General features: G+C 63.9%; 9 protein-coding genes. 2 read left to right on the plus strand and 7 right to left on the minus strand.

Annotation, left to right across the window (positions count from 1 at the left end):
- Both DY926_RS13650 and mobA read right to left on the minus strand, forming a co-directional pair.
- Window positions 1-420: formate dehydrogenase accessory sulfurtransferase FdhD (locus DY926_RS13650; protein WP_186336176.1), on the minus strand; the 420-nt coding region annotated here is incomplete at its 3' end.
- On the minus strand, window positions 417-1,049 hold the full coding sequence (mobA, locus tag DY926_RS13655; protein WP_186336177.1) for a molybdenum cofactor guanylyltransferase: 633 nt from the start codon (window positions 1,047-1,049) through the stop codon (window positions 417-419). The genes DY926_RS13650 and mobA, both read right to left, overlap by 4 nt.
- 105 nt (window positions 1,050-1,154) lie before the next feature.
- Here mobA and mobB point away from each other — a divergent pair, with 105 nt between their 5' ends.
- Together mobB and DY926_RS13665 are read left to right on the plus strand one after the other, a co-directional pair.
- A complete protein-coding gene (gene mobB / locus DY926_RS13660) occupies window positions 1,155-1,694 on the plus strand; it encodes a molybdopterin-guanine dinucleotide biosynthesis protein B (protein ID WP_241503229.1) in 540 nt (179 codons plus the stop codon).
- 540 nt (window positions 1,695-2,234) lie between these two features.
- Window positions 2,235-3,668 (plus strand): hypothetical protein, encoded by a 1,434-nt coding sequence (locus DY926_RS13665; protein ID WP_148707798.1) that lies wholly within the window; start codon window positions 2,235-2,237, stop codon window positions 3,666-3,668.
- A gap of 78 nt (window positions 3,669-3,746) precedes the next feature.
- Here the strand turns inward: DY926_RS13665 and DY926_RS13670 are convergent, their stop codons facing one another.
- The 5 genes from DY926_RS13670 to DY926_RS13690 all read right to left on the minus strand — a co-directional run bounded on the left by DY926_RS13670 (window position 3,747) and on the right by DY926_RS13690 (window position 10,375).
- Window positions 3,747-4,949, minus strand: coding sequence for a molybdopterin molybdotransferase MoeA (locus DY926_RS13670; RefSeq protein ID WP_116703876.1), 1,203 nt, complete (start codon window positions 4,947-4,949; stop codon window positions 3,747-3,749).
- Window positions 4,950-4,968: 19 nt separating this feature from the next.
- Window positions 4,969-7,287 carry an FdhF/YdeP family oxidoreductase gene (locus DY926_RS13675; RefSeq protein WP_116703871.1) on the minus strand — a complete coding sequence of 773 codons (2,319 nt, stop codon included), beginning with the start codon at window positions 7,285-7,287 and terminating at the stop codon, window positions 4,969-4,971.
- Window positions 7,288-7,506: 219 nt separating this feature from the next.
- Window positions 7,507-8,028 (minus strand): RrF2 family transcriptional regulator, encoded by a 522-nt coding sequence (locus DY926_RS13680; protein WP_116703872.1) that lies wholly within the window; start codon window positions 8,026-8,028, stop codon window positions 7,507-7,509.
- Between the two features lie 181 nt (window positions 8,029-8,209).
- On the minus strand, window positions 8,210-8,623 hold the full coding sequence (locus DY926_RS13685) for an RrF2 family transcriptional regulator (protein ID WP_116703873.1): 414 nt from the start codon (window positions 8,621-8,623) through the stop codon (window positions 8,210-8,212).
- Between the two features lie 9 nt (window positions 8,624-8,632).
- A complete protein-coding gene (locus DY926_RS13690) occupies window positions 8,633-10,375 on the minus strand; it encodes a putative bifunctional diguanylate cyclase/phosphodiesterase (protein ID WP_116703874.1) in 1,743 nt (580 codons plus the stop codon).
- Between the last annotated feature and the right edge of the window lie 80 nt (window positions 10,376-10,455).

Here is a 10,455-nt window from a genome sequence, read left to right on the forward strand (position 1 = left end):
GTCCGGCGGGGCGTGCGGCACGGTGGGGGCCGGGCGGTCAAGCACCTCCTGCGCATCAGTGCCGCATATGCCGCAGCCTGTCCGCCCCGTCATGGCCCGCCGCCCGCGCGCCAGCAGCCGGTGGAAGGCCGGGCCGTCAATGCGCATGTCAATGCGGATGTGTTCGGCCTCGACATGCACTTCCATCCCCTTCAGCGCGGCGGGGGTGGGAATGATCCCCTCGGTCAGGGCGAAGCCGGTGGCAAAGTCCTCCAGATCCAGCGGCGTCGCCATCATCACCCCGTGCGGCATGCCGTTGAAGGTCAGGCTGACCGGCGTTTCCTCCGCAATCTCGCGCATCTGGGTGGTGGGGGTTGCGGTGTCGTCGCGCCATGCCTCCATGGTGCAGGGCACGATGGCGGGGGGCGGGCTGCGGGTCATTGCGGGGTGTCCATGCGGGCGGCCAGTGCGTGGGCGCTGGCATGTTCGGCGGGCGTGTTGATGTTCATGAACGGGTCCACCCCGCCGGGCAGCAGGTCGAATACGGCCGCCCGCGCGCCCAGCCTGTCGGCCAGTGTACGTACGCGCGTGGCCTCGCGGCGGGTGGCGGGGGTCAGGCCCGCAAGCTGGGCGGCCAGCATGTCATGGCAGCCAACCGGCCATGAGGCCACAAGGCTGTGCCGCTGGCCCGCGCTTTCGGCATAGGCGGGGGCGGGCAGCAGCCGCGCCACCATGTCGGGCGGGATGAAGGGGGTATCACCCGGTACCGTCACCAGCACGTCACACCCCACATCACGCGCCCATTCCAGCCCGCGCAGCACACCGGCCAGCGGCCCCACCCCGGCCACCCGGTCGGCCAGCACCGGCAGGCCCCACGCGGCGTAACGGGCGGGGTCGCCATTGGCACTTATGGCCAGCGCGGCGCAGCATGGCCGCAGCGTGGCAAGGATACGCCCAAGGCAGGTGCCACCGCCCAGCGCAAGCAGCGGCTTGTCCACCCCGCCCATGCGCCGTGCCTCCCCCCCGGCCATGACCAGCGCGGCCACGCGGGGTGCGGCGGGCACGCTCATGCCCCGCGCCATTGCACGCGCACGCGCGGGGTCGTAGCCTGTGGGCGGGCGCGCAGGCGGGGGGCCGGGCGTGTCTGTTCAGTCATGTTCAGGGGTTCTTTTTTCATGTCGCATCCGCCACGGCAGGCCATGATCGGTATTACGGGGCGCAGCGGGTCGGGCAAGACGCACCTTGTGGCGCGGCTGCTGGCGGTGCTGCGCGGGCGGGGGCTGGGTGTCTCGACCATAAAGCACACCCACCATGATATTGACCTTGACCGCCCCGGCAAGGATTCGTGGCTGCACCGCGAGGCCGGCGCGGGCGAGGTCATGCTGGCCACGCCGGGGCGGTGGGTATTGCAGCATGAATGTGCCGCAGGCGACCCCCCTGCCCTGGCCACGCTGCTGGGGCGCATGCAGCGGACCGATCTTGTGGTGGTGGAGGGGTTCCACGCCAGCGTTCCCGCCTGCATCGAGGTCTATCGCCCCGAAGTGGGCAAGGAGCCGATGTTCATGCGCAATGACAACATCATCGCCATCGCCACCGACCGGCCGGACACCCCCGGCCTGCCGCCCCACCTGCCGGTGCTTGACCTGGCCGATACACGCGCCATTGCCGAATTCGCGCTGCGCCATGCTGTTCATATCACACTGGATAATACATAGGCTTCCCTGCCCGCAACAGTGCCCGCCACCTGCTGCTTCCCGCCGACCATGCCGGGCCGTGCGATCCGGTTGTCCATGGAACGGGATTTTCGGGAACTTTCACGGGGTTTGTCAGTCTTTATATTCCGGGGGTGCCTGTTCCATATGTGCGGATATTGCGTGAAGTGACACGGACGGCCACAAGCCTGTGTTGGACAGGATGTGCTTATATATTACTTCATTTAATGCAGATAAGTATTTAAAAGTCCCTCAGGGAATATTCCGTCAGACAAAAAGAAGTTTTTTTCAAAAAGCTTCAGGTAACGCGACCTTTAAAAGCACGACACCCAAAAAATTTTCTCATTCAGGACAATGGGTTATTTTCAAGCGGTCGGTCAGGAAATGGGATGGCGGAGCCTGTGCTTCCCCCCTTCCCGCTTCACATTCTGGCGACACCGGATGATTTTTTTCTGTATTCAGCAGGCAGTAAATCTATGACTTGATAAATATTATCTAAAGATCAGTATGCAAGGCTTTATATGTAACTGTTAGGCGACGGGCATGGCGTGGGTTAAGAAAAATCTCATAAAGAGTGATTCAATAATCATAGCCTTGACATCATATAATGATATTAATTCAAAAGAAAATTCGTTTGATTTTGAAAGTTTTGCAAATAGCGACCTGTTTTCCGCGGTCCTGATAAAGGATCTCAACAATACATGGTACACCGGCGGCATCCCGGGGGCCGGGGAAAATTTTACGGAAGTCGTCACGTTCCTCAGGGAAATATGCCAGAACTACAAAAGGGTTATGGTAATAGGCGACAGCATGGCCGGGTATGGTGCCCTGCTGTACGGCATGCATATAAATGCCGATAAAATAATAGCGCTCTCCCCACAGACAACCGTATCCTATGCTGAAAACATGATGATGGGGGACACGCGGTTCGTCAACTGGTTCAAGCTGATCCGTGACTTCCCCGAAGATGCAAAAAACCTGCGGGAAGGCATGCGCAATTCCGGCGCACGCTCCGTGGACGTTTTCGTATCAACAAACGACAGGCAGGATGTCCCCCACGCCCGGAACCTGGAGGGGATTGAGGGCGTCAATGTCACGTATATAGATGCGTTCGACCACTGGATGACATCCCAATTCAAGAGATATGGCATCCTGCGCGAAATCGTCAGCAGCTTTTTGTTTGATATAAAAACGGATGTCAGGAATTCCCTCGCCCGGCTGAACCGGATCATAAAGAATGTAATCCAGTGTGAAAAATACCTTGCCTCCAACGGAGACCTGATTGCCGTTTTCAAACTGGGAAACAACTTCAATCTGGGTAACGCCATCAATGCGGACAAGCTGGGTTTCAAGGTAAATATCGTCACTTTCAACGGGAATTATAAAAGAACGACATACCATCTCAAACTGAACGATATGATCCGGAACGCGAGGGATGGTTTTTTTGAATTCAGGGTTCCCCTTCCCTCCAGCGCAAACGATTCATTTATCGTATCAAGGCAGACCCTCTATAACGGTGATACAACGGAAAATATTGGCGTAACGGATAATGTATTCACCATACACGCCGACAGTACCGGGCATCAGGGCGCCAGAAGCGATGCAGTCGGTATGGATGACCTGACAGGGCAGATGACCATCAACCCCGGGGAATGGGAAAACAGGACATGCAACGATGATTTCATCATGTTCTCTCCCTATATTGCAATAGATGCTGGCAGATACATGGCCCGTGTCTATTTCAATGGCCGGTTTGATGACGGAAGCAGGGTCACCCTGGACGCGGCGGCAAATCATGGAGCTGTCTTCGCATCCCGGGATTATGAAAACATGAACGGCCTGGCCGGATATTTCTGCCTGCCCCTCTGTGTTCATGAAAAGATTGCGGATGTCGAAATCCGGCTGCGTCTTTCCGGCCGGTTCAATGGCACGATAGACCGTGTGGTGCTGGAAACGCTTTCCTCCTCCCCCTGCTGACCTGCCCGGTCACCCCGGTCATGGGGTGGCCTTACGTGCATATGCCTGCCCCCCGTCCGGCGGGGGGATACAGGCATGTTACAGCCTGATCGCCCATGCGGGCACGCCGGGGCGGGCGGGTTCGTGGGGGGGAAGTGTCAGCAGCGCATCCGCGCGGGTAAAGGATATGATGTCCGATGAGCCGACCGTCTCCACCCGGCTGAAGCGCCAGCCCGCCCCCGTGGGGTGCAGCGCCACGGGTATGAAGCCGGTCATGCCCGCCGGGGCCTCGGCCATGAAATCCGGCACGCCCGGCACCTGCGTCCCGCCGGGGTCGGCCCCCATGCGGGCGCGCAGGTAGGGCAGCACGAACACCAGCGCGCATATGGCCGCCGCCCCCGGATTGCCCGGCAGGCAGAACACTAGCGCGCCGTCATGTTCCACCACCGTAAACGGCCTGCCGGGGCGGATCGACACGCCACGGAACAGCACGCGCCCGCCCATGTCGCGCAGGATGTCGAGCATATGGTCCGTGCCACCCACCGATATGCCGCCACTCGTAACCAGCACGTCCGCCCCCGCGCGGGCCGCGCGCAGCCGGGCGGCCTGCGTGGCCACGTTGTCGGATGCGGCAACATGCGTTGTCACCCGCGCGCCAGCGCCCCCCAGCAGGGCGGCCAGCATCGGGCCGTTTGAATCCATGCACGCGCCCGGCGCGTCCGCCGCCAGTTCCGCGCCGTTGGACAGCACGCACACGCGCGGCCTGCGCATGACCGTGACATCACGCACCCCCTGGCTGGCCAGCAGCGCGACATGCCGCCAGTCCACCACCTGCCCGCGCGGGACCAGCACCGTGCCGGTGGCGAATTCCTCGCCCCGGTTGCGTATGTTCGCGCCATGGGCCGCAAGCGCGGTGGCCGGGGCAATGCCGCCTTCGGTCATGGTCATGCGCTCGGCCGCCATAACGCAGTCCGCCCCGGCGGGAATACGCGCGCCCGTCAGGATCGCGCGCGCATGGCCCGCCACCAGCGGTTCGGGCCGGTCGCCCGCCACGGTGCGGCCATCAACCGGCAGGCAGCCCCGCGCCGCCATGGCCGCATGGGCAAAGGCATAGCCATCCATGGCCGAAATATCAGCCGGCGGGCGGCAGGTGGTGGCCCGCACATCCGCCCCGGCCACGCGCCCCGCCGCCTGCGCCAGCGGCACGCGCGTGGTGGCGGGCGGGGCCGCGCGGGCATGCGCCAGCACCAGCCGCAGCGCGGTGGGGTGGTCCACCTGCCCGGCAAAGTCATTTCCGCTCATGCCGCCATGCTCCCGGCGTTCAGGCCGGTTGCGGCTCGGGCCGGGCCGCAACGGGTGCGGTCTGGGCCATGACCCGCACGGGAATGGACTTGGCGGCGGGGGTGCCGCTGATCTCGTCAAAATGCGACAGCGGCAGCAGCGGGTTGAGTTCGGGGTAATACCCCGCGATCGAGCCACGCGGCATCGGATAGGGCACCACCATGAAGCCCGTGACACGCCGCTCGGTCCCATCGGCGCTGATGGTCTCGATATCCGCCAGCGCGCCTTCTTCTAGCCCGCGTGCGCGCATGTCTTCCGCGTTCATGAACAGGACGGTGCGGGTGTTGTACACCCCACGGTAGCGGTCGTTATTGGTGTAGATGGTGGTGTTGTACTGATCGTGCGAGCGGATGGTGGACAGGCGCAGCATGTCCGGCCCGCCAATGGGCGTATCCTCGTCCAGCCCCTCGATCAGCAGGAAGTTGGCCCGCCCCGTGGGGGTGTTCCACTTCCGCTCCCGCGGGGGGACCGGCAGGGCGAAACCCTTTTTGTTGCGGATGCGGGTGTTGAAGTCGTGGTACAGGTCGGGATAGACCTGCGCGATCAGGTCGCGGATGCGGTCGTAATCCTCGATGAAGCTTTCCCACGCAATGGGGCTGTCGGGCATGGCGGCGCGCGCCATGCGGCACACGATCTCCACTTCCGAACGCAGGTCGGCACTGGCGGGGTGCAGCACCCCGCGTGAGGAGGTGACGTTGGCCATCGCATCCTCGATGGTGACGAACTGCGGCCCGGTTTTCTGGTGGTCGATTTCCGAACGCGCAATGACCGGCAGGATCAGCGCGTCACGCCCATGCACCAGGTGCCCCCGGTTGAGCTTGGTGGCAATGCCCACCGTCAGTTCCAGCCGCGACATCGCCTCATACGCCACGGGCGTATCGGGTATGGCGTGGATGAAGTTGCCCCCCATGCCGATGAACACCTTCGCCGTGCCATCAATCATGGCCTGCACGGATTCAACCACGTGGTGGCCATGCGCGCGCGGCGGGTTGAAGCCGAACACCGCCTGCAGCCGGTCCAGATAGGCAGGGGCCGGTTTTTCATCAATGCCCACCGTGCGGTCACCCTGCACGTTGGAATGGCCGCGCACGGGGCAGATACCGGCCCCCTTCTTGCCAAAATTGCCGCGCAGCATCAGCAGGTTGGCAATCTGGTGGATCACGCGCGCGCCCTGCTGGTGCTGGGTCACGCCCATGCCGTAGCAGATGATGGTGGCGTTGGAGCGGGCATAGATCCCGGCCACGTGACGTATCTGCTCCTCCGCAATGCCGGACATGGCCACGATGTCGGGCCATTGCGTGGCCTCGATATCGGCCTTCAGTTCCGCAAAGCCGTGGGTGTGTTCGGCAATGAAGGCATGGTCGAGCACCGGGGCCTCGCCCGCCGCTTCGGCCGCCGCATCCATCTCGAACAGGGTTTTCATCACGCCCTTGAGGAAGGCGGCGTCACCGCCAATGCGCACATGGCAGAATTCGCTGGCGATGGGGGTGGAGCCGAAGGTCGCCATCTTTATGGCGTCCTGCGGTTCGGTAAAGCGGATCAGCGCGCGTTCGGGCATGGGGTTGACCGCCACGATGGGCGCGTTGCGCTTGCGGGCATGGACCAGCTCGGTCATCATGCGCGGGCTGTTGGTGCCGGTGTTCTGGCCGATGATGAAGATGGCCTCGGCAGCGGCAAAATCCTCCATCCGCACCGTGCCCTTGCCAATGCCGATGGACATGGCCAGCCCCCGGCTGGTCGGCTCGTGGCACATGTTTGAACAGTCGGGGAAGTTGTTGGTGCCGAACGCGCGCACGAACACGGAATACAGGAACGCCGCCTCGTTGGACGTGCGGCCCGAAGTATAGAATTCAGCCTGGTCGGGGTTGTCCAGCGCGCGCAGGTGGCGGCCGATCATGGCGAATGCGTCCTCCCACGTGCACGGCACGTAGTGGTCGCTCGCGGCGTCGTAGCGCATGGGCTGGGTCAGGCGGCCCTGTTCTTCCAGCCAGTGGTCGCTGCGCGCCATAAGTTCGGTTACGGTATGGGCGGCGAAGAAATCGGCCCCGATGCGGCGCTTCGTGGCCTCGAACGCCAGCGCCTTGGCCCCGTTTTCACAGAATTCCAGCGTCTTTTCACGGTCCGGGTCGGGCCATGCGCAGCTTGGGCACTTGAAGCCATCGGGGTGGTTCATGGCCAGCAGCGCGCGCGACCCCTTGGCCAGCACGCTCTGTTCCATCAGTGCGCGCGCGGTGGCGTTGGCTGCCCCCCAGCCACCGGCGGGGTGGGTATAGGGCTTGAATTCCGGCTTGTCGGACATGGCGTTCCCGTATTTTCTGCGCTGGCCGGCTGGCGGCCTGCGGGCAGGAAAGACCCCGCGCGACGGGTTTGCAAGCCAAAATGCCCGTGTGCCATCCCATATAAGAAACTCTTATTTTTTTATAATCGCTCCTTATCAGGAAACGCCTTACGATCCTGTATTCGTTATATTTTTCTGTATATAGACCGGCCTGCGCACTGTCCAGCGCACATACGGGATTCAGCCCGACCCCACCTTGACCGGCAGGGGGGCCAGCATCTCCACGCAGGCCGGTGCGGTGGGCAGCGGCGCATGCGCCATGAGCACGCCGCCCGGCTCCATGTCCGGCCCGATCCGGTCGGTGGGTATGATGTCGTGCAGGGTGGTGTTGTCCAGCACGGTCAGGAACGCCTCCACCGCGCGCCCCAGCAGGCCGCGCAGCGGGCAGTTGCCCGCCAGCAGGCACGGCCGCCCGTTGGCTGGCTCGCACGAGGCGATGGGCCGCATGTCCGTCTCCATCCGCCGCACGATGTCACCTATGATGATGTCGCGCGGCCCCGCCGCCAGTTCCAGCCCGCCGCTGCGCCCGCGCCGGGCATGCACCACCCCGCCATGCGAGAGATGGTTCACCACCTTGATGAGATGATTGTGGGATATGCCGTAAACCTCGGCAATTTCGTGGATCGAGACCCGCCTGTCCGGGTTCTGGCCAAGATAGATCAGCACACGCAGCGCAAAGTCGGTATGGAGCGTCAGGCGCATGGGCGCCCCCCCGCCATGCTGCCCTGTACCGGTAATGAAGGTAGGGTGTCCGGCATGATGCTCCTGTGGGCCAGTCGGGGCCATAGCGGGTGGTATTGTGCCAAAAAAGCCCCCATCGGTACATATTGCAACATAAAATTGCCTTTTGTTACATCATGGCACAACCGGTGCCCGCGCGCCCTTACCGCGCAGTGGCCGCGGCCATGTCCGATAGCGAAACGCGGTCCAGCACCGCCATGAACGCCGCGACCGAACGGGCGAACAGCCCGCGCAGGCGGCACTTGCCCGCCAGCACGCAGCCCCGCGCGCCGGTGGGGGCGCAGGGGGCGATGCAGTCCATCTCCCCCTCCATCAGCCGTACGATCCGGCCAATGCTGACCTGCTGGGGCGTATCCGCCAGTTCCAGCCCCCCTGCCCGCCCCCGCCGCGCGCGGACCACGCCGCTGCTGGACAGGCGGCTCATGACCTTGGCCAGATGATTTTGGGATATGCGGTTGCTCCGCGCGATCTCATGCAGCGGCACCCGCCTGCCCGGATGCTGGGCCAGGTAGATCAGGGCACGGAGCGAGTAATCGGTGTAAAGTGTCAGGCGCATGCCCGCACTTTACGCCCTTAGCGGGATTTCGGTGTGATCTGGCTCAAGGATAAGGGGCGAGATGGCAAGATTTGCAGCCGAAAGCGGCGGCGAGATCAGGTAGCCCTGCACCCGGTCCACCCCCATCTCACGCAGGATGTCCAGTTGCTGGCGCGTTTCCACCCCGCTGGCCGTGACCCCCAGCCCGAATGCCTGCGCCAGCCCGCACAGATGGGCCACCATGGCGCGCGCCCGGGCGTCACGCGCGATGTCGGCCACCAGCGTGCGTGAAATCTTGGCCAGCGTGAAGGGCACGTCACGCAGCACCGCCAGCGGCGGCATGGCCTGCCCGAAATCATCCACCGCCAGCGCAAAGCCATGGGCCGCCAGTTCGTGCAGCCGCTGGGTCAGCCGGTCCGAACGCCCCGCCGCCAGCACACATTCCGATATTTCCAGCACGTAATCCCCCGCCCGGCCGCCCTGTTCGCGTATCTCTGCCTCAAGCGCGTGCTGGAACCCGACATTGAGCAGGTCCAGACGGGAAAAGTTGATGGCCAGCCCCGGCCGTGCGGCAAGGCTGCCCGACCACAGCCGCATGTCGTCACGAAAGGCGCGGACCAGCCGGGGGCTCATGGCGCGGGCCAGTTCGGCATCACTGAACACGTCGCGGAAACTTTCCGCCGCCAGCATGCCGCGCTGCGGGTGGTGCCAGCGCAGCAGCCCCTCCACCTGGTCACACCGGCCCGTGCGCAGGTTCAGGATGGGCTGGTAGTACGGCTCAAACTGGTCCTGCTCCACCGCGCGCCGGGCATCGGCCAGGACCTGCGCGCGCTCCATGCCCTGCTGGTGCAGCGCGGTGTCGAACAGGCGCGCCTGGTTGCCGCCCGCGCGCTTGGCGGCGTATAGCGCGGCATCGGCGTTTTTCTGCAGGGCCTCGGCGGTTTCATGGGTCTCGACCGGGGTTACGCCAAGGCTGCCCGACACGCTGACCATCGCCCCGCCGCCAATCGCGATCGGGGCCTCCAGCGCCGCAAGCAGCCGCGCCAGCAGCGTCTCCCCCGGTATGGCGGACAGGGTATGGCTTATCACAAGGCCGAATTCATCCCCGCCCAGCCGGCATGCCGCGTCCTCGGGGTGCAGGATCTCGCGCAGGCGGCGGGCAATGGCCTTGAGCACCAGGTCGCCCGCATGGTGGCCGTGGATGTCATTGACCTGCTTGAAGCCATCAAGGTCGAACATGACCAGCCAGATGGTGCGGGCGATGTCATGCGCCTTGGCATCCACCGCCGCCTGCAGCACGGTGTTGAAGCCGCCACGGTTGAACAGTCCGGTCAGCGGGTCCGTCGCGGCCAGTGAGCGCAGCCTGTCGCGCGTGTTCATGAGTTCGGTGATCTCGAACCGGGTGGAGACATACCCCTCTATCGCGCCACTGGCGTCGTGCTTGGGCATGATGGTGGTGGCCACCCAGTAGGTCGTGCCGTCCTTGGCGCGGTTGCAGATATTGCCGCGCCACACCTGCCCCGCGCGGATGGTGCGGTACATCTGCCGGAAGAACGCCGCGTCATGATACCCGGAATTGACGATGCGGTGCGTGGACCCCAGCAGTTCGGCGCGGCTGTAATGGCTGATCGCGCAGAAGCGGTCATTGACGTAGTTTATGACCCCGCGCGCGTCGGTTATGGCGACGATCAGCACGTTATCGACAACATCAGCCCAGAAATCCGAATCCTGGTGGGTCAGCGCCCGCAGTCTGTCGTCATGTTTGAAGGGCATGGCGTATGGCTTCCTCTGGCCCGGCGGGGTTCTCTTTCAGGGCTGGATGGTGGCGGGCGGGTCGAGCGTGGGCGTGGCGG

The sequence above is a fragment of the Komagataeibacter melaceti genome, assembly GCF_003403295.1.
In the GTDB taxonomy this organism is placed as follows: domain Bacteria; phylum Pseudomonadota; class Alphaproteobacteria; order Acetobacterales; family Acetobacteraceae; genus Komagataeibacter; species Komagataeibacter melaceti.